The sequence below is a fragment of the Leclercia sp. CFBP8987 genome (assembly GCF_034044995.2).
Taxonomy (GTDB): Bacteria; Pseudomonadota; Gammaproteobacteria; order Enterobacterales; family Enterobacteriaceae; genus Enterobacter; species Enterobacter tamurae.
Genome location: NZ_CM188255.1, coordinates 2,560,403 through 2,581,203 on the forward strand (window position 1 = coordinate 2,560,403; position 20,801 = coordinate 2,581,203).

26 protein-coding genes are annotated in these 20,801 nt (G+C 55.7%); 8 read left to right on the top strand and 18 right to left on the bottom strand.

Going from position 1 to position 20,801, the window contains the following annotated elements; translation table 11 throughout:
* Positions 1–139: 139 nt before the first annotated feature.
* Genes dsbG through SOM40_RS12255 form a run of 3 tightly spaced genes read right to left on the bottom strand, consistent with a single transcriptional unit; the run spans position 140 to position 3,295 of the window.
* Complete coding sequence (gene dsbG, locus SOM40_RS12245) at positions 140–895, bottom strand: thiol:disulfide interchange protein DsbG (RefSeq protein ID WP_225758683.1); 756 nt, start codon at positions 893–895, stop codon at positions 140–142.
* Positions 892–2,913, bottom strand: a complete 2,022-nt coding sequence (locus SOM40_RS12250) for a protein-disulfide reductase DsbD family protein (protein WP_320530041.1) — start codon at positions 2,911–2,913, stop codon at positions 892–894. Before SOM40_RS12250 ends, dsbG begins: the two co-directional genes overlap by 4 nt.
* A 46-nt stretch (positions 2,914–2,959) precedes the next feature.
* Positions 2,960–3,295, bottom strand: coding sequence for a copper-binding protein (locus tag SOM40_RS12255; protein WP_225758681.1), 336 nt, complete (start codon positions 3,293–3,295; stop codon positions 2,960–2,962).
* A gap of 218 nt (positions 3,296–3,513) precedes the next feature.
* Here SOM40_RS12255 and SOM40_RS12260 point away from each other — a divergent pair, with 218 nt between their 5' ends.
* Positions 3,514–3,837 carry a YebG family protein gene (locus tag SOM40_RS12260; protein WP_320530042.1) on the top strand — a complete coding sequence of 108 codons (324 nt, stop codon included), beginning with the start codon at positions 3,514–3,516 and terminating at the stop codon, positions 3,835–3,837.
* A gap of 92 nt (positions 3,838–3,929) precedes the next feature.
* Here SOM40_RS12260 and SOM40_RS12265 read toward each other — a convergent pair whose 3' ends face one another.
* The 3 genes from SOM40_RS12265 to SOM40_RS12275 are packed head-to-tail and all read right to left on the bottom strand — an operon-like array spanning position 3,930 to position 5,223.
* The gene (locus SOM40_RS12265) at positions 3,930–4,403 is read right to left on the bottom strand and encodes a LysR substrate-binding domain-containing protein (RefSeq protein WP_320530262.1); all 474 of its coding nucleotides are present in this window, start codon (positions 4,401–4,403) and stop codon (positions 3,930–3,932) included.
* A gap of 28 nt (positions 4,404–4,431) precedes the next feature.
* Positions 4,432–4,836, bottom strand: a complete 405-nt coding sequence (locus SOM40_RS12270) for a LysR family transcriptional regulator (RefSeq protein WP_414672277.1) — start codon at positions 4,834–4,836, stop codon at positions 4,432–4,434.
* Positions 4,837–5,223: a winged helix-turn-helix transcriptional regulator gene (locus tag SOM40_RS12275; RefSeq protein ID WP_262673656.1), complete on the bottom strand. Its 387-nt coding sequence runs from the start codon at positions 5,221–5,223 to the stop codon at positions 4,837–4,839.
* A 112-nt stretch (positions 5,224–5,335) separates the two neighbouring features.
* On the opposite strand from SOM40_RS12275, the gene SOM40_RS12280 reads away from it, so the two are divergent.
* Complete coding sequence (locus SOM40_RS12280; protein ID WP_106993035.1) at positions 5,336–6,385, top strand: NAD(P)-dependent alcohol dehydrogenase; 1,050 nt, start codon at positions 5,336–5,338, stop codon at positions 6,383–6,385.
* A gap of 25 nt (positions 6,386–6,410) precedes the next feature.
* Here SOM40_RS12280 and SOM40_RS12285 read toward each other — a convergent pair whose 3' ends face one another.
* From SOM40_RS12285 to SOM40_RS12305, 5 genes are all read right to left on the bottom strand, one after another.
* Positions 6,411–7,268 (bottom strand): alpha/beta hydrolase family protein, encoded by an 858-nt coding sequence (locus SOM40_RS12285; RefSeq protein ID WP_320530043.1) that lies wholly within the window; start codon positions 7,266–7,268, stop codon positions 6,411–6,413.
* Positions 7,269–7,362: 94 nt separating this feature from the next.
* Complete coding sequence (locus tag SOM40_RS12290; RefSeq protein WP_320530044.1) at positions 7,363–7,839, bottom strand: SRPBCC family protein; 477 nt, start codon at positions 7,837–7,839, stop codon at positions 7,363–7,365.
* 15 nt (positions 7,840–7,854) lie between these two features.
* Positions 7,855–8,574: a DUF1571 domain-containing protein gene (locus tag SOM40_RS12295; protein ID WP_414672275.1), complete on the bottom strand. Its 720-nt coding sequence runs from the start codon at positions 8,572–8,574 to the stop codon at positions 7,855–7,857.
* Positions 8,575–8,747: 173 nt separating this feature from the next.
* On the bottom strand, positions 8,748–9,185 hold the full coding sequence (locus SOM40_RS12300; protein WP_320530264.1) for a GNAT family N-acetyltransferase: 438 nt from the start codon (positions 9,183–9,185) through the stop codon (positions 8,748–8,750).
* A 106-nt stretch (positions 9,186–9,291) separates the two neighbouring features.
* Positions 9,292–10,392 (bottom strand): oxidoreductase, encoded by a 1,101-nt coding sequence (locus SOM40_RS12305; RefSeq protein ID WP_312079600.1) that lies wholly within the window; start codon positions 10,390–10,392, stop codon positions 9,292–9,294.
* A gap of 142 nt (positions 10,393–10,534) precedes the next feature.
* On the opposite strand from SOM40_RS12305, the gene SOM40_RS12310 reads away from it, so the two are divergent.
* Positions 10,535–11,407, top strand: a complete 873-nt coding sequence (locus SOM40_RS12310) for a LysR family transcriptional regulator (protein WP_261645339.1) — start codon at positions 10,535–10,537, stop codon at positions 11,405–11,407.
* Between the two features lie 43 nt (positions 11,408–11,450).
* Here SOM40_RS12310 and SOM40_RS12315 read toward each other — a convergent pair whose 3' ends face one another.
* Positions 11,451–11,942, bottom strand: coding sequence for a GNAT family N-acetyltransferase (locus tag SOM40_RS12315; RefSeq protein WP_320530045.1), 492 nt, complete (start codon positions 11,940–11,942; stop codon positions 11,451–11,453).
* Positions 11,943–12,058: 116 nt separating this feature from the next.
* Between SOM40_RS12315 and SOM40_RS12320 the strand changes: the two genes are divergently transcribed.
* Positions 12,059–12,997 (top strand): LysR family transcriptional regulator, encoded by a 939-nt coding sequence (locus tag SOM40_RS12320; protein WP_320530046.1) that lies wholly within the window; start codon positions 12,059–12,061, stop codon positions 12,995–12,997.
* Here the strand turns inward: SOM40_RS12320 and SOM40_RS12325 are convergent.
* The 4 genes from SOM40_RS12325 to SOM40_RS12340 all read right to left on the bottom strand — a co-directional run bounded on the left by SOM40_RS12325 (position 12,994) and on the right by SOM40_RS12340 (position 15,474).
* The gene (locus tag SOM40_RS12325) at positions 12,994–13,413 is read right to left on the bottom strand and encodes a translesion error-prone DNA polymerase V autoproteolytic subunit (RefSeq protein WP_106993043.1); all 420 of its coding nucleotides are present in this window, start codon (positions 13,411–13,413) and stop codon (positions 12,994–12,996) included. The genes SOM40_RS12320 and SOM40_RS12325 overlap by 4 nt on opposite strands.
* 228 nt (positions 13,414–13,641) lie before the next feature.
* Positions 13,642–14,001, bottom strand: coding sequence for a helix-turn-helix domain-containing protein (locus tag SOM40_RS12330; RefSeq protein ID WP_106993044.1), 360 nt, complete (start codon positions 13,999–14,001; stop codon positions 13,642–13,644).
* 3 nt (positions 14,002–14,004) lie between these two features.
* Entirely contained in the window at positions 14,005–14,307 is a 303-nt protein-coding gene (locus SOM40_RS12335) for a type II toxin-antitoxin system HigB family toxin (protein ID WP_166182593.1), read from the bottom strand.
* A gap of 282 nt (positions 14,308–14,589) precedes the next feature.
* On the bottom strand, positions 14,590–15,474 hold the full coding sequence (locus tag SOM40_RS12340; RefSeq protein ID WP_312079602.1) for a DMT family transporter: 885 nt from the start codon (positions 15,472–15,474) through the stop codon (positions 14,590–14,592).
* Between the two features lie 90 nt (positions 15,475–15,564).
* Between SOM40_RS12340 and SOM40_RS12345 the strand changes: the two genes are divergently transcribed.
* From SOM40_RS12345 to SOM40_RS12355, 3 genes are all read left to right on the top strand, one after another.
* Positions 15,565–16,899: an aminotransferase-like domain-containing protein gene (locus tag SOM40_RS12345; protein ID WP_320530047.1), complete on the top strand. Its 1,335-nt coding sequence runs from the start codon at positions 15,565–15,567 to the stop codon at positions 16,897–16,899.
* Between the two features lie 307 nt (positions 16,900–17,206).
* Positions 17,207–17,389, top strand: coding sequence for a con-10 family general stress protein (locus SOM40_RS12350; RefSeq protein ID WP_039028538.1), 183 nt, complete (start codon positions 17,207–17,209; stop codon positions 17,387–17,389).
* A gap of 116 nt (positions 17,390–17,505) precedes the next feature.
* Entirely contained in the window at positions 17,506–17,724 is a 219-nt protein-coding gene (locus SOM40_RS12355) for a hypothetical protein (protein ID WP_166182596.1), read from the top strand.
* 67 nt (positions 17,725–17,791) lie between these two features.
* Here the strand turns inward: SOM40_RS12355 and SOM40_RS12360 are convergent, their stop codons facing one another.
* Entirely contained in the window at positions 17,792–19,060 is a 1,269-nt protein-coding gene (locus SOM40_RS12360; protein WP_320530048.1) for an MFS transporter, read from the bottom strand.
* A gap of 9 nt (positions 19,061–19,069) precedes the next feature.
* Positions 19,070–19,597: a cytochrome b561 gene (gene cybB, locus SOM40_RS12365; protein WP_320530049.1), complete on the bottom strand. Its 528-nt coding sequence runs from the start codon at positions 19,595–19,597 to the stop codon at positions 19,070–19,072.
* 185 nt (positions 19,598–19,782) lie between these two features.
* On the opposite strand from cybB, the gene gap reads away from it, so the two are divergent.
* The gene (gene gap, locus SOM40_RS12370) at positions 19,783–20,784 is read left to right on the top strand and encodes a type I glyceraldehyde-3-phosphate dehydrogenase (RefSeq protein ID WP_320530050.1); all 1,002 of its coding nucleotides are present in this window, start codon (positions 19,783–19,785) and stop codon (positions 20,782–20,784) included.
* Positions 20,785–20,801: the final 17 nt, after the last annotated feature.

Consider the following 20,801-nt stretch of genomic DNA (forward strand, 5'->3'; position numbering starts at 1 on the left):
ATAACGCGCGAAAGGATGAGTTGCATAATATCAAATCCATTTAACTGTATATCTATACAGTATTCATGAATCGATGGATAAATCAAGGCCTGTCCGCAACCTTTCTTCTGGCGCGGACAGGACATATGGCCAGAGTGGCTTATTTACAGGCCACCAGATCGGCCATTTGCTCAGCATCAGGCATGCCGATGATTTGTTGCAGGACTTGCGCCTTATTCAGGTAATAAATGGCAGGCGTGCCGCTGGCACCGAGTTTTTCCATCAGTTGCTGATTGTGCTGGATCTGCTTAAACACCGCAGGCGGAGTGTCGCCCTGCAGCGCAGGTTTGGTTTTTCCGTCGCTGCTTTCCAGGTCATACCAGACTTTAGCCGGATCCTTCGCGGAGAGAATTGCCGCTGCATACTGGGCGCTGTCCGGGCGGATCACGCCAACCAGCAAGGTTTTGGTGTTGATGCTTTTATCTTTGATAAAAGGCTGGGCCTGGTGCCAGAACTTATTGCAGTAGGGGCAGAAGGGATCGGCAAATACCACCACCTGGCACTTCGCATCCGGGCTGCCTTCTGCGATCCCTGGCGCGGCGGTAAGCTGCTTCCACATCTCGCGCCCGGCGGGAATATAAATCTCATCATTAATGATTTTTTCGCTCAGGTTATTTCCCTCGGCATCATACATATAGCCTGAAATCACATGCTTTTTATCCGGGGTAAGATAAAGCGTGACGCCCATGTCCTGATATTTACCCAACCAGCCTTCCACGCCACCGGGGGCGCTGAACGGCTTAATAATTTCAATGCCCTGCTTCTGCACTTGTTTAACTGCTTCAGGTAAGTCAGTGGTCTGCGCCTGCGTGGTGGCGCTTATCAGTAAAATTAACAGGGTCAGGATCTTGTTCATTGTTTTTCCTCAGTGAAATCAGGTGATGTGGCTGCATTCGCACTCATCAGGGTGGTCAGCAGCGCGTCTTTACTAAGCAGGGATGGCAGCACGTGCCCCTGCGGAATTGCAGGGCCAAAAACAGCGTTAAAAGGAATGCCACTGGCGCCGTAGCGGCGCAGGAATCGCTCGATTTCAGCAGAAGGCTGACTCCAGTTTCCCTGCAGCAATACAACGTCGTCGCGGTTTAAGGCAGCGATCACCTCAGGGCGATGAAGAACCAGCACTTCGTTCACCCGGCAGTTAAGGCACCAGTCGGCGGTGATATCCACCAGCACGCGCTTTCTGGCATTCAGCGCCTCACTGAGCGCCGCTTCGCTGAGCGGTTGCCAGTTCAGGGGGGAGTCGTCCTTCCCCTGGGGCTGGGGAGCCAGAAAAGCATACAGCCCCGCGCCAAACAGCACGCCAAACACCAGACTGCGCAGATTTTCTTTGTGGTTCGGCATGGCCTTCGCGCAACGGAAAAGGAAAAACGCCACCATCAGGCCGCCGCCGATCAGCACATAGCGTGCGCCCCACTCCTTTACCAGCAGCGACATCAGCCAGATACAGGAGCCCAGCATCAGGAGCACCAGCCCCAGACGCAGTTTTCCCATCCAGGGACCGGGTTTAGGCAGCCAGCGCGCCACGCCGGGAACCATGCTGATCGCCAGCCAGGGAAGACTCATCCCAAGCCCCAGCACCAGGAAGATGAGCCACAGCTGATGCACCGGTGCCGCTAACGCGAAGGTGACAGCAGTGCCAAGGAATGGCGCTGTACAGGGCGTGGCAAGCAGGGTCGCAAAGGCGCCTTCAAGAAAACTCCCGCCGATACCGTTGCCACCGGCGGTAGCCAGCCGGGTGGACAGAGCGGAAGGCAGGCGGATTTCAAGCAGGCCGGCCAGACTGAAACAAAAAATCCAGGTCACCAGCACCATAGCGGCGATGAACCAGGGGCTCTGGAACTGAAACCCCCAGCCAATCCAGGCCCCGGATAACCGCAGGCCGGTAATGACCGCCGCCAGCACCAGAAACGAGAACATTATCCCGGCCGCCGTTGCCAGGAAACGCACCCGCGTCTGACGGCGGCTGCTTTCTGCCAGAGTCATCAGCGAAGCGAGTTTTATCCCGAGGACAGGCAGAACACAGGGCATCAGGTTGAGGATAAGGCCACCCGCTAACGCCACGGCCATGATCTGCCACAGCGTGGTGGACGAACTGATATCAACCCGGAGTTGCTGGCTCTGCGCACCATCGCTGACCAGCAGAGAGAGCGGCGGCAACCCGGAGGCCTCCAGCGGTTTTCCCTGGCTATCGCTGACGTTAAACCGGGCGGTCAGCGTGTCACCGAGGATCGCGGTCTGCGGCGACGACAGATTCACCCCCGTCGGGTTGTCAGGAAAGAGATCGGGCTGGGACCAGCCTTCCGGGGAGGTCAGTTTGACGGTCAGCGTGTCATTGTCAGCGGCGACGGATTTAACCGCCACAGGACCGTTATCTGGCGGAACCGCGCGCATCGCGTTGTCCCAGGCATCGGCAAACTGCGCTGACGGACCGGTGGCCAGGTTGATATCCAGCGGGAAGGTATTGACCACGCAGAGCGTGCTGCACAGCGAAAGCGTCAGTTTCCCGCGCAATCGCTGCCGCTCATCGGTGGCCACGTCGAGCGGAAACACAACGCGGCGATCGTAGCCAACTGAACTGAAGCCAGCAGAATCAAAGCGGACAGGCCGGGGCCAGTGCCACTGCGTTTTGGCCTGCGGCTCCCACGCAATCACCGGCCGAAAGCCGCCGTCACCGGGGGTACGCCAGTAGGTTTTCCACCCTTCATTAGGGGTCACGTCCAGCAGCAGACGAACTTTCCCCTCTGCGGGCGCATCATGCCAGACGTGAACCTGAGCATGGGAATTTTCAGGCTTCATCGACCAGCCCGGTACCGCAGCTGAGGCCGCAGACAGGCTGAATAACAGGAACCACAGGCTCCTGAAAAAGGTTTTCATCTATTTTCTCCGTAAAAAATTAACTAAACAGGAACGTCCAGTTCAGTCATTCACGGAAAACGCAGTTTTTGAGGTGTATTCGAAGTAAAGGCGGTCGAAAAAGGATCACCGGTCTCGGCAGGACGCTGATTTTGATCAGCACCGCTAACACCAGAACCAGCAGACCGGGTAACAGCAGAAGCGTATCGAAATGGAGGGGTTGGGCGTTCAGCAGCGAGTGGGCGCTGAGCTCACAGGGGGACAAGGCGGGCGACACGCGCTCCTGCACGCTGTTTTCAGCGCTCAGGGAGAGCGCGGCGGCTTTCACCTGCATGTTATGCAGGATACTCGCCCGCTGAGTCAGGCAGATCAGCATGACAAAACAGGCAACCACCAGAAGCACGATGGCTTTCAGTTGCCTGTTTTTTTGATGAGCCGGACCCGTCAGGATATTCATGGGCAATGAGAATAGTGAGCGGCGCGCCTGCGGGCAAGCGGCAATTTGTAAAGGAATGCCAACCCAAGCGGTCTCCTCACCTTCTACCTAACGATGTCATTTTTTGCTGCAACAAAAACCCGGAGCTGTTATACTGTATATAATTACAGTACGGAGGGCGCATAATGGCTGTTGAAACAAAATTTGTTGTCGTAAGAAAAGGTGAAGAGAAAATGACATTTGCCAGTAAGAAAGAGGCTGACGCTCACGACAAACTGCTCGACCTGGCAGAAGCGTTCACCGACTGGCTGTTGCAAAGCGAAATGCAGATGGATGAAACCCAGGCTGAGAATCTTGGGCTATATCTGGCCGAGCAGAAAGAGGCCGTGCAACATATTCTGCGTACCAGCAAGCTTCCTGAGCTGAATGCCGCACCTGCAACAGATAAAATAGAGTCAGATGCAGATACCGCTGGCAGTAAAAAAATCAGAGCCGTTAAAGCAGCCTGATCGCCAGAACAGATCATCACTGAACCTGTCGCCGTGAGTGGGAAACCGCTCGCGGCTTTTTTTATGGGGGGTATGGTTGCCGGATACGCTTTTCAGGCGTGATGCCCGGAAAGTCTCTCTACCATCCAGTCAATGAAGAGCCGGAGACGCGCATTCAACTGCTTCGTTGGCGGATAAATTATTGATACAGGAAATCGTGTATGGGTCGCGTCTTCAAGAAGGGGAACGAGCTGCCCTGACTGAAGAAAGCTTTTTGCTACAGAAGCGTGTGTTTGCCCTACTCCCATGCCGCGCACAAGCATATTGATCAGCGCAGCACTGTCATTCGTGGCGATATCGAAGTTAAGCACCTGCTTTTCACCGCCCCGGTTCCGGAAACGAAGAGGCCAGGCTTCTCCTGTCGCGGCGCTGAAGTAACCCACCACCCTGTGCCCGTTTTCAAGGTCAGCGACACGCCTGGGTACACCAAACTTTTCAAGATAGTCAGGGCTTGCGCAGGTCACTAAGCGATCTTTATATAAGGTTCGGCCAATCAGAGACGAATCCGCCAGCTCGCCCGCGCGAATAACGCAGTCTACTCCCTTTCAATAAGGTTTACTGGCCGGTCGCCGATCCCCAGCACGAGCTGGATATGAGGATGGCGTTCCCGAAACTCGTCGAGAATGGGGAGCAACACAAAGTTGGCGAGTGAAGATCGATTCGCAGCCTTCCTTTAGCCGCAGCGCCCCTGTCCCGCATGGCAGATTCAGTCTCATCCAGCCTGGCGACAAGCCTGCTGATTCTCTGGTAATACTCAGCGCCTTCGATCGTTAAGGTAACCGATCGCGTCGTGCGCTGTATCAGCTTGATGCCAAGGTGCGCTTCAAGATCCTTGAGCGCTTTACTGACAGTAGAGCGTGGCAACCCCAGGTGTGCAGCGGCCTTAGTGAATGAGCGCGTTTCAACGATGCGCTGGAATGTGCGAAGCCCACCAGGCGGCAGGCCGCTGTTGCAAAGCAGTCAGCTGGACGTCGCCGCCTGATAACAGGCTTCCATTTCATCCAGCGCGGACTGATTTTCTAACCCCCACTGGTACATTTGCTCAATGGGTTCGGCAAAGGTTCTGCCAAGTGGGGTCAGACGGTAATCGACTTTGGGGGGGATTACGTCATACACATGGCGGGCGATCAACCCTCGCTGCTCCAGCTCTTTCAGCGTCTGGAACAGCATTTTCTTCGAAATCCCCTGCAGGCTGCGCTGTAACTCACCCGTGCGGGCACGTTCATCCGGCCAGTGGTACAGCGCGTGCAGCACCATCGTGCTCCATTTCACAGAAAAGAGATCCATCAGGCGGCGCGGCGGCGAGTCCGCATAGAAAAAGAGTTTACCCTCAACCCAGGCTGGCATTGTTCTTCCCTCTGCTTATGGTCACCAAATGGTGACTACTATCAATATGGAACCCTGTTGACTATAGTCTGCCCCCTTGAGTTAACCAACACCAGCACATTCCTGAGGTAAGATGAAAATCAACGCTTTAGTCGCACATGACGCGGCACAACCTTTAGTATCAGGCCAGGTTTCGCTGCGCGCCTTACAAAAGCAGGATGTCAAAATCGAGATCCTCTATTGCGGCGTGTGCCACTCCGATCTCCATATGGCGCGTAACGAATGGGCGGTGAGTGAGTACCCCCTGGTACCGGGACATGAAATCGTCGGACGCGTGGTGGAGACTGGAGACGAAGCCAGCCATTTTAAACCCGGTGATATCGTCGGTGTGGGGGTAATGGTCGACTCCTGCCGCGAGTGCCATTTCTGCAAACACCACGAAGAGCAGTACTGTGAGGCGGGGTTTACGGCAACCTACAATGGCATTGATAAATATACCGGCGACAGAACCCGGGGCGGCTATGCCCAGAGCATCATTGTCGATCAACATTTTGTTGTTTCTGTACCGCAAAACCTGCCGCTTGCCGGAGTTGCACCGCTGTTGTGTGCGGGCGTGACTGTCTGGTCGCCGCTACGCCATTTCAATGTCAAAGCAGGCGATCGTGTGGGTGTGGTGGGCCTGGGTGGATTAGGCCATATGGCCGTGAAGCTTGCCAGTGCGATGGGGGCGGAAGTGACGCTGTTTACCACCTCCCCCGGGAAGGGCGACGATGCCCGTCGTCTGGGGGCAAAACAGGTCGTGGTATCGCGAGATGCCGCGCAAATGGCTGCCTGCCAGACCTCGCTCGATTTTATCATCGACTGCGTAGCGGCCCCGCACGACCTGGACCCTTATCTGGCAACGCTGAAAACCAATGGCCGCCTGGTATTGATCGGCATTCCGGACCAGCCACACAACTCGCCGAATATTACCCCCATGGTGTTCCGACGTTTAAGCATCAGCGGGTCGTCGATTGGCAGCATTCAGGAAACCCAGGAGATGTTGAACTTCTGCGGCGAACACAATATTACCGCCGAGGTTGAAACGATCGGCGGCGAGGATATTGAGGCTGCCTTTGCCCGCATGCTGAAAGGGGACGTTAAGTATCGCTTTGTGATTGATATGCAGGCGACACGCTGGTAGCAGAGCAACCCCCTGCCCGCGTCGTTCAATCCGGGCACTGTTTCTCCAGCCATTGACCGACGACGGGCCATAATTTCTCCGCACATCGGCTACGGAAAAAGCCCATATGGCCAATGGCCGGAATACCGAAATCGGCGCGCCGTATCTCGCGGCGTTCTATTTTGGCGTTTCGCACTGGCGCCATCAGCCGCGTAATGGCTTCAGGGTTAGCCCAGGGGTCGTCATCAAACCCCATCACCAGCACGGGTAAGGTTATCTCGCTTGCCCGCTGGCGTGCATCCCAGTCTGGATCGTCGTAGAAATAGCCCGGCATTGCGCTCCAGCGCCCCCACTGACGCATCACTGGCGCCGGTAAATCCTCGCCCAGCCCAAGACGCCTGGCAGGCATGTACCCGAAGAGTCGGCAAAGAACCGGGGCCAGAACACGCAATAAGCACCAGACTCGCACCTTTTCTGTCGTCTGTTTTATGGTGCTTGTCACCCCGGCATGTGAGGCCACTATCACCGCGGCCTGCAGAGCGTGCGTAGCTGGCGAAAGCAGAACGGCGTGCCCTCCCACACTGTGCCCTACCGCCAGCAGGCTAAGACCGGGGCAGCGCGCTTTAGCCCAGGCGGTGATGCATCCGACGTCCTGCTCGATCCAGTCTGACATTGAGACGCTGTAGCTCCGGACTTTCCCGGATTTTGAAAGGCCTGTGCCACGGTAATCGTACGTGAGAACACTGAATCCCCTGTTAAAAAGGTACTCTGCAAATCCTTTATAAAATGTCTGCACAACCGCCGTTGCGGGGTGAAGGATAACCATCGCTTTGGCATCGCTTCTTTCCCATATCGTGGCCGCCAGAAATCCGCCTTCATTTACGGGTATTATTATTGAATTCATGCGTTGAGCCTTATCTATGTGGTCATACCAGTGGCAACTGAATTCAATCTAGACCTTACTTTCCATTCTGGCGATTTTTTTCTGCCCTGGTCTTTCACCCGGCATACACTTCAACACGCGTGCCTAATCTCCGGGCCAGCCCGTTAGCGCCGTCGCGCATCACCTGATAGTGGTTCCAGCGAAAAACGGGCCCAGCCAGCGGCGCAAGAAGGTTCATCCAGCGGGTGTTGGTGCGAATATCCCAGTCATAGCGGACAATCGTCTCTTGCCCGTGATCGGACAACGACCACACGCCGCGCCCGACTACCTCTCCGCTGGCTTCTCCTTCCAGAAGGGACAGCGGCTGAATAGTTAAGACATGAATATCAAAAGTGATGTGATACGGGAGCGCGCCCTTCCATGTATAGCGATGCAGAGCACCAATCCCCCGCACATCGCCTTTCTTCAACTCGACGATCTGCACCAGGCTTTCCCACCATTCGGGCCACAAATCCGGATGACACAAAATATCCCATACCTCCTGGACAGAAGCCTCAACCCGCCAGATGGTGGAAAACTGATAGTCAGCCATAGCGTTCGTCTCCCGTCAGGGTGCGAAGAAATCAGGAGGGAAACGCACGTTGATCGCCATGGCCTCCATCAGGACGGTTTCCAGTAATTTGCCCGCCAGTCCATAGCTGACCACTTTGATGGGCAATCCGGATTGCTTATCGAACCAAATCTCATAGTGATGAACCGCATCGACGGTCTTTCCTTCGGGGCCGACCACCGACAAATGCAGCGTCGGTTTCCCGGCGACAATCGCCTCCCCGAGGGTGGTGGTGGTGCCCCCCTGTTGCAGATGCCGAATGTTATTCAGCAACACGCCAAGGTCGGATTGATCCACCCGATGACCATTTTCATCCGTTATCAGTGAATCCGTGGGCGACAGATTCAGAACCGGGAACGTCCCTACGCCAAAGGGCCACAGCTTCACCTTGCCATTACCCGGATTATAGATGAGCGCCGCTCCGGCATGTGGAGTGGAAAAATCCATCCGCACATGACCCGGTTTACGGTAGCTATAGCGGATGACTTTGGTTTCATCCTGCGAGGAGACGGAGCGCACCATCACCTGGTAAGACTGGAGTTGGGCAAAACGTTGCAGGGCGCGCGCAACGGGATCGGAGGTTGTGCCGCTTTGCAAAAAGGCTGCGGCCACAACCAGCTTGTCCGCGGCGTGCGCAGGCTCATGAAAGCTGAAGAGCAGCAATGTTGTCAGCATTACTGCCACAGAGAGGAAGCCGCTGATGATGGTCTCCTGCAATAACATGATCGGGAATAGGATCAGTATGTCGGATAACCATTGAATGTGCAGAGTTGGCTTTAACGTGGGCTTACGCCAGAGTACGTGCCCTCTACAAGGATCATACACACCATCGATGGCGCGTTTGGCGCTTAATCTTTCGGGAAGTGTGTGCGGGTGATACCCGCCAGGCCTCACACAGAAGGCGGATCAGCAAGAAGCTTAACGAAGCGCTTCCTGACCTCCTTATAGCCATTATTTTCATAAAAATTGTGGGCCCTGACGCGTCTTTCACTGCTTGAAAGCTCAATCTGCGTGCAGCCTTTATCAAGGGCGTGCTGCTCAGCGGCGATAAGGAGTTTCTGGCCTATGCCTGTTCCTCTTGCAGACTCATTGATCACCAGGGCGGAGATCAATGCCCACAGGCCACTCTCATGCACAGGGGTGATAAAGTTCACCACAATTACGCCGCAAACGTCCTGCTCTGCTTCCGCCACTAACAGGTTGAAGCTGGTATTCGCTTCGGTAATGTGTCGCGTCAGTTTCTCAGGATCTGTCTGGTAGCCCAACTGGAGAAAAAGCGTTTGCAGAGAGGGAATGTCTTTTAACGCTGCCGCCCTTATTAAGGCCATTGTCATTAACTCCTTACGTTAAGTTCAACGCAAATTTATACCAGTTGCTGACGTTATTACTCCCATACTTTATGCAGAGCGTCCGCATTAACATTAACCACCGTGCCTATTGCCCAGGAAGTTCGGCATCTTTGATATCGGCTATGGGCCCCAGAATGGCACTATCAAATTCACGTACCGCTTCACCGGCAGCCACGCGTTCAGGCCAGTCATGGTTCGCAAGCGCGCCACGGCCAAGTGAAATGAGATCGGCTCCCATATCCATGACCTGCTGTGCCCGGGATGCATCATGCAGACTCCCGTTAGCCATAATGGTTAACCGCGGCGCATATTTCCGTGCCAGCTCAACCAGTGAGACTGGGTTCTCCGGGAATGCTGGCTGCCATGCTTCAAACTCAGTCAGATGCAGATAATCAATCCCGGACTCAGCGAGCAACGTAAATACGACCCGCGCATCGTCTTCACCGTTCGCCCATTTATGGAAGAAGTCATTCACTTTTCCCTGCGAGATGCGAATACCCACCGGGATCGCCTGACCTACACGCTTTCTGACAGCCTTGATAACCTCAAGACTCAGGCGCAGACGTCCTGCAATGTCTCCGCCCCAGTAGTCAGTACGCTGGTTGGTGTAATCCGTAAAAAATTGATCAAGCAGGTAGCCATTTGCGCCATGGATCTCCACGCCATCGAAGCCCGCGTCGAAAACAGCATAGGATGCGGCATCGGCAAAGCTATCAATAATGCTCTGAATCTCTTCTTCATTGAGTTCTCGTGGAACGGGATAGTCACCTTCCCCACGATAAAACGTCATTTGTTTGCCAACAGGGCGAACGGCACTGGGACCAACGGTCCCGTCCAGAAAATGGTTCCCCTGAGAAAGCGCGCCAGAATGCTGGATTTGAGCAAAAATCCGGCCATTCTGTTGATGGACGGCGTCAGTAATATGACGCCAACCCGCAACCTGTTCCGGGCTGGTCAATCCCGCCTGAAAGGCATACGTCTGGGACCAGGCTTTATCAATATAAATCCCTTCCGATATCACCAGGCCGAAACCGCCACGGGCAAAATCTTCGTAATAGGCCTTCATGCGCTCACTGGCTATGCCCTCTTCTGACGCTGTTACGCGGGTCATTGGGGCGACCGCGAGGCGGTTTTTTAAGGCGACGTTCCCGATATGACCGGGCGTGAATAAGGACAATGTCTTCATGGGTTTTCCTGAACAGGTTTAAATCATAAAGACAATATAATGATTGTATGCAAGGCCATAAACAGACCAAAATGATAAGGCTGTATAACGATTTTAGTTATAATGTGGTTTTTTATTTTGTGTTTCCGCTACCGGAGTCGCCATGAATTTACAGGATGTGTCCCTCTTTCTGGTTATCACCGAAACGCGCAGCCTGACACAGGCGGCGAAACGGCAGGGTATTTCAGCGATGGCCGTTTCAAGACGACTCGCCTCGCTTGAGCAGGCGCTCGGAACGCGCCTTTTACAAAGAACCACCCGTTCGGTGTCGTTAACTCAGGAAGGTATGGAGTTTATCCCTTATGCCCGGGCGCTCATTGATGCGGAGACCGGCGCCAGGGCATTGTTCTCGCCATCAACGCAAGGGGCTTCAGGGTTACTGCGGATAACAGCCCCCTCGGGCTTCGGGCGGCGTAATATTTTGCCGCTGGTCCCTGAACTTCTCTCAGAGAACCCGGAGCTCAGCATCGACCTGCAGTTAAGCGAAGACGTGGTTGATATCGTTGGCAGAGGTATCGACGTTGCTATTCGTATTGCACCGCTGAAGGACTCGACCCTTATCGCGCGCAAAATCACCGATAATCCACGGATCATTTGTGCTTCACCCGCCTATCTGACCGCGAAGGGTAAGCCTGTGACGGTGGAGGATTTAACGCAGCATAACTGTCTGAGACTCAGTAGCGTACCGCAATGGATCCTTGAGCGTGATGGCGACATTCTGCGCGTCGGCGTTGAGGGTCGTTTCAGTTCAGATAATGTGGAAGGTGTCAGAGAGATGTGTGTTCTGGGGTTGGGTATCGCGCAATTAACTCGCTGGGATGTCATGCAAGAGATTCAGGAAGGCACGCTGGTTGAAATTGAATTATCTGATGCCCGTCCTCAGGATCTATCCGTGTGGGCCGTTTTACCGACAACACGTTACCTTCCCCTCCGGGTGAGTACTTTTATTGATAAATTAAAATTCTCCCTGACGTGATCCTCCTCCGGGACCGCGTGATACTCGTCCCGGGCGGTTTAAATCAGAGCGTCATCATCATTTCATGCCACGCCATCCCGCCGTGATCGGACGCCGACGGCTTGATATAGCGGTAGCCAAAATGGGCATACAGATCGACGTGGCGATCTTTGCACATCAGGTGAATTGTCTTTTTGTTCATCGCCTTCAGGCGTGACACGAACTCACGCATCAGCAGCGACGAGTAGCCTTTCCTCTGGAAATCCGGGTGAACCACCACGGACATGATCACTGCGTTTGGCGCATCCGGATCGTGGCCCACCAGCTCTTTAAACTCCTCGTCGGACATCACCACTTCCCATGCACAGCCCGCATTAATGAATCCGATGACATTGCCCTCCAGCGCCATACAGAGGAAGCCTTCCGGATAGCGGTGAATGCGGGTGGCTATTTTTTCGCGCGTTGCCGCTTCATCCCCTTCATAGGAAGTCATTTCAATTTCATAGCAACGATCGACGTCAGTTGGGGTTGCCTGTCGGAATACGGGAGTGGTCATGTTTTTGCCTTTCATTATTTTGTGCGAGACAGGTTACTTTGTTCCTGGCATGTTTGCGCTGCATGTTATGCAATAATAAACTGCATAACATGCAGTTAACCGAATTCAGGAAAAACATGTACTCGTCCTTACGTAAGATCGACATGAATCTGCTGCTGGTCTTCGACTCTCTCTACCGTCACGGCAGCGTAACGGATGCCGCCAATGAGCTGGCCCTTAGCCCTTCGGCGCTGAGTCATGCCCTGAATCGCCTGCGGATGGCGCTTGAGGATCAACTGTTCGTGCGTACCGGCGGCCGGATGGTGCCCACCGCCAGAGCGGAGAGTATCGCGGCGAAGGTTTCCGGGGCGTTAGGCAGCCTCTCTTCCTGCCTGCACGAGCCCGGGCACTTCGAGGCGGGAAAAAGCTGGGAGACATTCACCTTTGCCGCAACGGACTACACCGCCGCGGTGATCCTGCCCGCGCTGGTGGCGCGCGTAAACCGGCTGGCACCGGGCATCACCATTAAGATTGTCTATTCGCGGGATTTTAATGCCGACGACGATCTGCTGTCGGGTAAGGTCGACTTCGCCCTGGGGTTCGAAGAGGAGCAAAAACACCCCCGGCGCGGCATCGAATCCATGACCTGTTTTACCGATGATTATGTGGTTGCCGTGCGCCATGGTCACCCGGATATTCAGGATTCACTGACGCAGGAGCATTACCTGAGTGCCGGGCATGTGGTGGTGCGGCCGTGGATGGAAACTCGCGGGATGATCGATCGTTATCTGGAAAGTCAGCAGGTCCGCCGTCGGATCGTTGTTGAACTGCCCAGCCTGATGATCGCCCCGCTTATTGTCTCCCGCTCCGATCTGGTGATCACCCTGCCGAAAAGAGGCATAGCGTCGGTCTTTGATATGAAAGATCTGGTGGTTTTTGCTCCCCCCTTCCCGACACCGCAGTACACCCTGAAGGCGTATTACAGCCCTGCGCTGGGTAACTCACCCGGGCATCTGTGGATGAGGGAGCAAATTTTAGCGATATGCGATGGGCAAGAGCCGGTGCATGCAGGCTAATCCGCCGATTTGACGATATAGGTCACCACGCCAAAAATATCGAGTGAATCTTCGCTGCTCACGACAATCGGTGAATAGGCGCTGTTCATCGGGTTAAGCTGCACCCGGGGTCTGAGCTGGAGGCGCTTTACCGTAAACTCCCCCTCCACCGCGGCGATCACAATATCTCCGTGCTGCGCCGTTCTGGCGCTGTCGACAATCAGCAGATCGCCGTCGCCAATGCCGGCATCAATCATTGAATCCCCGGCGGCTTTTACGAAATAGGTTGAGCTGGGGTGCTGGATCAGCAATTTGTTCAGGTCGATACGCTGTTCCACGTAGTCCTGCGCCGGACTGGGGAAGCCGCACTGCACGACATCGCTGAAAAGGGGTAGCGCGATCACCTCGCGCAATGCTGCAAGTTGGTAAAACACCATGATTCGTTCCTCGAATACTGTTTTTATATACAGTAGTCGTAGCGAGGGGCGCAGGCAAGTCATGGGGCAGCGGCAGCTGTTTATTGCTTAACCGCTTCGCTTATAAGTGATTAATGTGTCTAACAATATTGATTTTGTAAATATTTCAGGACGTTGCATAGAGGTATCCCCTCACCTGCACGAACGGGACGGCTCCATGCACCTTAGTTTTTTGCTTCTACTGCGCTGTTACACACCCACCAGGCTTTCAAGAGGAATGCCAAGTTGGGCATGCAAACGGCGGATCATCGGTAAAGTGAGAGTCCGCGTTCCGTTCAAAATTTCGTAAACACGATTCGACTTACCGATGGCTGGCTCGAGATCCTTAGCACTCAGACCTTGCTGTTCCATGCGGAACTTAATGGCCTCAACCGGGGAAGGTGGCTCAATCGGATAGTGCTTTTTCTCATAGTCTTCGATTAAAAGGCACATCACTTCAAAATAGTCACCTTCTGGTGTATCCAGTGCAGGTTCATTTTCGAACATCGGTTCGACCGCTCGCAGGGCCGCTTCATAGTCTTGTTCAGTTCGGATAGGTTTAATGTTCATCGTTTACTCCAGGTCAATCGTATCCGCGTCTACTGCATCATATTCCTTATGCGTTCCGATAAACTTAACGAAGATCCATCCACGCTGATAGGCAATTGCAACTATTAACCGGTAACTGTTTCCCTTGATATTGAAGACCACTCGCCTGTCTTTAAGAATACTGGCACTGCGGTACTGTACTTTAATTTCTGCTGGGGTTTTCCAGTCAGCTTTTGTAGCCTCATCCACCCAAGCCCTTAGCGGTTGTTCAGCATCGGGGTTCTCCGCCCAGAAATCCCTTAATATTTTCACCGAGATGATCTTCATGCACAAATGATAGTCCCAATATGGGACTTCAGCAATCCTTTAGTCCCATATTGGGATATGAGTAATAAATCATAGCCTTTGACAAATGGCTAACCGACAAGTTACGCCAGGAACGAGAGGAACCACAAAATGACAGCGTCCTTTGCAGGCGCAACAAAAACATACTGCGGGAAGATCGAGGCGACAAGCCAGGAAAAACATTACCGGAAGGTGTCTCGCAAAACAGCGAGAGCGCATGTTCCCGGCCCGTATAGTCCTCAGGGAGAGGGAGCAGCTCTACCTTCAGCGGCCATATTTCCGCGAGGCAATCACACATAAAATCACACCCAGGGTGATAAACATCATCAGCGGGCTAACCCTCTCATGCAGCAGCGTGGCGGACAGCGCCAGCCCGAGAAACGGCTGCAGCAGCTGCAGCTGTCCGACGGCGGCGATCCCGCCCTGGGCCAGCCCTTTGTACCAGAAGATAAACCCGATCAGCATGCTGAACAGCGACACATAACCCAGCGCGGCCCAGGCTGGAATACCGATGTCGCTGAAGGATACAGGCATCATCAGCAAGGAGGCCACCACCATAAACGGCAGCGCCAGGATCAGCGCCCAGCTGATCACCTGCCAGCCGCCACACTCGCGGGTGAGCGCGGCCCCTTCGGCATAGCCCAGGCCGCAGACGATCACCGCCGCGAGCATCAGCAGATCGCCCGTCAGGGAGAGCGATGCGCCTTGCGACAGGGCAAATCCCATCACCAGCAGGCTGCCCAGCACCGAGAAGATCCAGAAGGCCCGGGCAGGACGCTCATTGCCGCGCAGCACTGCGAAAATGGCGGTCATCAGCGGCAGCAGCCCGAGAAACACAATCGAGTGGGCGGCGGTGACATGCCGCAACGCCAGGGCGGTCAGCAGCGGAAAACCGACCACCACGCCCAGGGAGACCATCATCAGCGGCACAATCCGCGCGGCTGGCGGGCGTTTTTCCCGCCATCCCAGGATCAGGATCAGGATCAGGGCCACCATCCCGGCAAGGGAGGCCCGGGCAAAGGTCAGGAAAAAGGGATCGAAATCCTGCACCGCAACCCGCGTGGCGGGCAAGGAACCGCTGAAAATGACGACGCCCAGCAGGCCGTTGAGCCAGCCTGAAAGCGCGTTTTTATCTACTGCAATATTCATTACCCTTATCTTCCCGATCTTGAGCCTCTGTGGAGCCGATGGTAGTCTCGCTCATTCAATACAATCAAATTATTGTCATGGATACATTTGATGAAAGCGCGCTACAAAGAGATTGTGGATCGCTACGCCGGATTGATTCGCTCGGCGCAGATCCCGGCAGGTACCCGCCTGCCCACCCACCGCACGCTCGCCACCCGGGAACATATCTCCCTCGCCACCGCGACGCGGGTCTACGCCGAGCTGGAGAAGATGGGGCTGGCGAGCGGGGAAACCGGACGCGGCACCTTCGTCAGGGAGATCCTGTTGCCGTCGGGCCAGGGGATCGATCAGCATGCGGTTGCCAGCGATGTGCTGGATCTGAACTTCAACTATCCCGCCCTGCCGGGCCAGGGGGAACTGCTCCGGGAGGCGCTCCGGCAGGTCGCCGCCGGGGGCGATATTGAAGCGCATCTGCGCTATCAGCCCCATGCCGGCAGGCAGACCGAGCGGGAGATTGTCGCCGCGCACCTCGCGGGGCCACATTTTCAACCCTCGGGGGATAACGTGCTGATCGTGAACGGGGCTCAGCATGGCCTGACCGTCACCGTGATGGGGCTGCTCCGGCCCGGCGACGTGGTGGCGGTAGACGCCCTCACCTACCCGGGCTTTAAGGCCCTGGCGGCGCTCTATCATCTGGAACTGCTCGCCATTCCCTGCACGGAAACCGGCCCGGACCTGGCGGCGTTACGCCAGCTTTGTCAGCGGCGTCAGGTGCGTGCGGTTTACACCATGCCCACCTTGCACAACCCGCTGGGCTGGGTGCTGAGCCGGGAGCAGCGCAGGACGCTGGCAGAGATTGCCCGGCAGCACGATCTGCTGATCGTCGAAGACACCGCCTACGGCTGGCTGATCCGCCGCCCGCCGCCCCCTGTCGCCAGCTTCGCTCCGGAACGGACGGTCTACGTCACCGGCTTTTCCAAAAATGTGGCGACCGGTCTGCGGGTCGGGGCGGTGGTCTGTCCGCCGGATCTGCGCCCGGCGCTGGAGAGAGCCATCCGGGCCACCACCTGGAATACCCCCTCGGTCATGACCGCCATGGTCTGTCACTGGATCCAGGACGGCACCGTGGCCCGGTTTGAAACCCTGAAACGACGCGACGCCCGGCAGCGGCAAGCCGTCCTCAACGCGGTGCTGGGGGATCTGCCCTGCATCACCCATCCCGAATCGTACTTTGCGTGGCTGCCCCTCGCGGACGAGGCCCGAGCCGATCGGGTGGTGAAAGCGCTGATGGACAACAACATCTCCGTCTCGACCGCCGAGCCGTTCTCCACCTCCGGCACGGTGCCGCAGGCGATCCGCATCGCCCTGGGATCGGTGACGGTGGATAATTTACGCCAGGCGTTAATGCAGGTTCGCGCGGCGGTGGAGCTGGAGCAGAGCCGTTAGGCCTGCCCCGCTTATTAAGAGTTGTCTTAATTATGTCCATAAGGCTTATTTTTCCGGGTCTGCATCACAGTAGAAATTAAGGCTGAAATTATTCGGCCCGCATGTAACTTTTGCTAACTTATTTATTAGCGTCGATATATTCTCCCCCGCCGCCGAAAGCGCCTAAAATATATGCAGACCGCGAATAAAATCGCGCCGAATGGCTTATTGAACTTTCTGCCGTTCTGTCTACATTTATTTGTGCACACATTTGAAGAGGTTAATTTCCTCTCAGTAAATATTTTCAACGAAACACTGGAGACATGTTATGACTAAACATCGAGGCGGTTCCGGCAATTTCGCAGAAGACCGGGAGCGTGCATCCCAGGCCGGCCGCAAAGGTGGACAGAGCAGCGGCGGGAATTTTAAAAATGACCCGCAGCGCGCATCCGAAGCGGGAAAAAAAGGCGGACAAAATAGCCGGGGCGGTGGTCGTAAACCAGCGGCGTAAGTTTCACAATATATTCTCGGTCTGACCTCTTTTGTCAGACAATATAGTTGAGGCGAACAGAGCGGTATAAATACCGCGCCATTAACAGGCAGTTCGATGAATTATGCGGAGGTTATATGCTGCATTTAAGAAGACGAGTTCGCAATGCCCGTAATAATCATCGCACCAGTGATGATGTCGGCTGGATAATTCCGGGAGACGCTGAGCGTACCCGTTCACCGGATAGCGGTCCGGCACTCCAGCTCAGAAGAGATAATGACGCCAGCAGTGAGGTGAGGCTCAGCCAGCGTCAGTCGTATCTGGTCAACGCCATGGCGCGCCGCGACCTGAAGTAAGTATCTGTTAAGTGATGAAAAACTTGTTGTGCTTTGTTGTTCGCCCGGCCTTCCCCGCCGGGCTTTTTTATGCCCGCAGCGGCAGCCCGGCAGTCTCTCTGGCACGCAGCACCGTCAGAAGGGTAATCAGCGCCGCCACCATCACGTACAGCGCTGGCGAGAGCGGATTGCCGGTCGCGGTCAGCAGCCAGGCCAGCAACCACGGCGTTATCCCGCCAAACAACGCCACCGCAAGGTTATAGGCGATCGCCATGCTGCCATAGCGGATCCGGGTCGGGAACAGCTCCGCCATCGCCGCATTGCTGGCCCCGTCAAAGGCGGCAATGCACAGCCCCACCAGCAGCAGCCCCAGCACCGCCGGGAACATCTCCCCGCTCGCCATCAGCGTCATGGCTGGCCAGGCGAAGAGGATCAACCCGAGACATCCCGCCAGCATCAGCGGCTTACGGCCAACCCTGTCCGATAAGTAGCCCATAAAAGGCACTAGCACGGCGACGGCCAACAGCCCGAGGGTGGTGATGGTATACGCATCCAGCGCCGGGAAGTGCAGCGTCGCCACCAGATAAGCAGGAATAAAGGTTTGCAGCATCCAGTGCACCACCGCCTTGATCGCCACAAACCCGATGCAGAAGCCCAGCGCCCGCCTGCCGGTGGTGACGGCCCTGTGCAGCGGCGCAGGTTCCGTTTGATGGCTTTTCCGCAGCGCCTCAAATTCGGGGGAGTCCTGAAGATGGTTGCGCAGATAGAGGCCAATCCAGCCCAGCGGCCCGGCCAGCAGGAACGGAATGCGCCAGCCCCAGTCGTTCATCGCCGCCTCCCCCAGTAGCGCGGTCAGCAGCAGCACCAGGCCCGATCCGGCGACAAAGGCCATAAAGCCGAAGCTGTCGGTCCAGCAGGTGAAGTAGCCCCGGCGACTGGCGGGGGCAAATTCGGCCAGAAAGGTGGTGGCGCCTGCGCTTTCGCCTCCGGCGGCAAACCCCTGGATCATCCGCACCAGCACCAGCAGGACCGTGGCGAAAAGCCCGGCCTGCGCGTAGGTGGGCAGTAACCCAATGGTAAAGGTGGCGCCGGAGGTCAGCAGGATCACGGTGGCCAGCACCTTGCGCCGCCCGATCCGGTCTCCAAGGGAGCCAAACCACAGTCCGCCCAGCGGGCGGATCACAAACCCGGCGCCAAACACGGCAAACGATGAGAGCAGCGCCGTCGCCGGGTCCTTGGTATGGAAGAACTGCATGCCAATGATGGTTGCCAGCGTACCGTAGAGCCCAAAATCGAACCATTCGACAAAATGGCCGATGCCGGTGGCAACCAGCACCTTACGCTGTTGATGAGACACCGGCTGCCCTTAACGCTTTTTCGGCATCATGCGCAGCAGGGTGTTGTCTTTCCAGAAGTAGTGATGAAGCAGCGCGGCAAAAGCGTGAATGCCGATGATGTAGTATCCCAGGTTCGCCAGGGTGACATGCCAGGCTTTCAGCGTGTCCACCAGGTCGAAATTGCCTTCGGCAGTGTGCGGCATCCCCAGCCCAAAGGCAAACCAAGTGTTGCCCCGGTTATACATCATCACCAGGCCAATCAGCGGCAGGGCAATAAACAGCAGGTAGATAGCAAGGTGGCCCAGATGGGATAAGCCGATGTACATCGGTTTTGGCTTCGGCACGATCGGCGGCGCAGGATACTTAAGACGTACCAGCAGGCGTGCCACCATCAGCACCAGAATCGAGATACCGCAGGAGACGTGGATCATGTTGATCAGCGGGCGGTCGCTGCGCGGGAAAAAGCCGCGAAACTCCATGGCACAGTAGGCCACAATCACCAGCAGAAAAACCAGCCAGTGAATTGCAATCTGCAGGCCGGTGTATTTATTGCGCATAGTCTTTCCTGAATAGAAGGCTAACAAAAAGGTAAAATAACCAGCTTCAGTTAAAAATTCATTATTTATTGTCCCCGCCTTTTCAAAAACTTCCGCGCAGATGAGCCATCTTCAATTGCCTCGCTGGGCTTCATGGTCTAATCCTGGATGAGTTCAACGTCCCGTCCATCACACAGGAGAAGATCATGAGTAAGATTGGCATTAACGGATTTGGTCGCATTGGCCGACTGGTTCTTCGTCGGTTACTGGAAACTCAGGACAGTAACAGCATCGTGGCAATTAACGATTTAACGTCACCGAAAGTGCTGGCCTACCTGCTAAAACACGACTCCAACTATGGCCCCTTCCCCTGGAGCGTGGACTTTACGGAAGACTCCCTGATCGTCGACGGTAAATCCATTTCGGTATACGCCGAGAAAGAGGCGAAACATATCCCGTGGAAAGCCGCCGGGGTGGATCTGGTGGTGGAGTGCACCGGGTTCTACACCTCTCAGGAGAAGTCGCAGGCGCATCTGGATGCCGGTGCTAAAAAAGTGCTGATCTCCGCCCCGGCCGGGGAGATGAAAACCATCGTCTTTAACGTCAATGACGACACCATCGAGGCCAGCGACACCATTATCTCAGTTGCCTCCTGCACCACCAACTGCCTGGCACCGCTGGCGAAAGTGCTGCACGATTCGTTTGGCATCAAAGCTGGCACCATGACCACTATCCACGCCTACACCGGCACCCAGGCGCTGGTGGATGGCCCGCGCGGGAAAGATCTGCGCGCCTCACGCGCCGCAGCGGAAAATATCATCCCGCACACTACGGGCGCGGCGAAGGCCATCGGGCTGGTGATCCCCGCGCTGAGCGGCAAGCTGAAGGGCCATGCCCAGCGCGTGCCGGTCAAAACCGGCTCCGTGACCGAGCTGGTGTCGATTCTGGAGAAAAAAGTGAGCGTGGATGAGATCCACCAGGCGCTGAAAAAAGCCACCGAAGGCAACGAGTCCTTTGGCTATACCGATGAAGAGATTGTCTCGTCGGATGTGATCGGCTCAAACTTTGGTTCGATCTTCGATGCCACCCAGACGGAAGTCACCGACGCGGGCGACGTCCAGCTGGTGAAAACCGTGGCCTGGTACGATAACGAATATGGGTTTGTAACCCAGCTGGTGCGTACCTTAGATAAGTTCGCTGCCCTGTAAACACGCCGCGGACAGCC